This window comes from Streptomyces sp. NPDC020898 (assembly GCF_044333925.1).
GTDB lineage: Bacteria > Actinomycetota > Actinomycetes > Streptomycetales > Streptomycetaceae > Streptomyces.
In genome coordinates this window covers 1-1,383 of sequence record NZ_JBIRRV010000052.1, presented here as the reverse complement: position 1 = coordinate 1,383, position 1,383 = coordinate 1, and the positions used below count along the sequence as shown (strand labels likewise).

Sequence of the window (1,383 nt, the reverse complement as noted above, 5' to 3'; positions counted from 1 at the left end):
ACCTGGGGCGTCTACAGCGGCTACGAACTCTGCGAGAACACCCCCCTGCGCGACGGCAGCGAAGAGTACCTGCACTCCGAGAAATACCAACTGCGGCCCAGGGACTGGGAGTGGGCCGAGCGGAACGGGCTGTCGATCGCCCCGCTCATCTCCGCGCTCAACCGGATCAGACGCGACCACCCCGCCCTGCACCGGCTCAGGAATCTCCACTTCCACCGGACCGACAACGACTCGGTGATCGCGTACAGCAAGCGGACCGGCGAGGACATAGTTCTGGTGGTCGTGAACCTCGACCCTCACCACACCCAGGAGGCCACGGTCTCGTTGGACATGCCGCAACTCGGCCTGGGCGGGCGGGAGAACGAACGGTATTCGATTCCCGTACGTGACGAACTGAGCGGTGAGACCTACCGCTGGGGCCGCACCAACTACGTACGTCTGGAGCCCGGCTGGGCACCCGCGCACGTCTTTCACCTGCGGTACTCGACTGGAGGCCAGTAACACCGTGACCGTCAATGAGCCTGTCCCGGACACCTTCGAGGACACTCCCGCCAAGGACCGGGACCCCGAATGGTTCAAACGCGCCGTCTTCTACGAGGTCCTCGTCCGTTCCTTCCAGGACAGCAACGGCGACGGAGTCGGCGACCTCAAAGGCCTCACCGCCAAACTCGACTACCTCCAGTGGCTCGGCGTCGACTGCCTCTGGCTGCCCCCCTTCTTCAAATCACCCCTCAAAGACGGGGGGTACGACGTCTCCGACTACACCGCCGTCCTCCCCGAATTCGGAGACCTCGCCGACTTCGTCGAATTCGTCGACGCCGCCCACCAACGCGGCATGCGCGTCATCATCGACTTCGTCATGAACCACACCAGCGACGAACACCCGTGGTTCCAGGAGTCGAGGAGTGACCCCGAAGGCCCTTATGGGGACTACTACGTCTGGGCCGACAAGGACGACCAGTACCAGGACGCCCGCATCATCTTCGTCGACACCGAAGCCTCCAACTGGACCTTCGACCCCGTCCGCAAGCAGTACTACTGGCACCGCTTCTTCTCCCACCAACCGGACCTCAACTACGAGAACCCCCTGGTGCAGGAGGAAATTCTTGCGGCTCTACGGTTCTGGCTGGATCTCGGGATCGACGGCTTCCGCCTGGACGCGGTCCCCTACCTGTACCAGGCCGAAGGCACCAACTGCGAAAACCTCCCGCGCACCCACGAATTCCTCAAACACGTGCGCAAGGAGATCGACGCCCACTACCCGGACACGGTGCTGCTGGCGGAGGCCAACCAGTGGCCGGAGGACGTCGTCGACTACTTCGGCGACTTCCGCAGCGGCGGCGACGAATGCCACATGGCGTTCCACTTCCCCGTCATGCCCCG

1 protein-coding gene and 1 pseudogene are annotated in these 1,383 nt (G+C 63.7%); both read left to right on the top strand.

Translation table 11 applies throughout. From position 1 onward, the window contains the following. Positions 1-501 (top strand): annotated as a pseudogene (locus tag ACH4TV_RS48305) (alpha-1,4-glucan--maltose-1-phosphate maltosyltransferase); the annotation flags it as partial. Between the two features lie 4 nt (positions 502-505). Next, on the top strand, positions 506-1,383 hold an 878-nt coding region (locus tag ACH4TV_RS48300; RefSeq protein ID WP_398407862.1), incomplete at its 3' end, for an alpha-amylase family glycosyl hydrolase.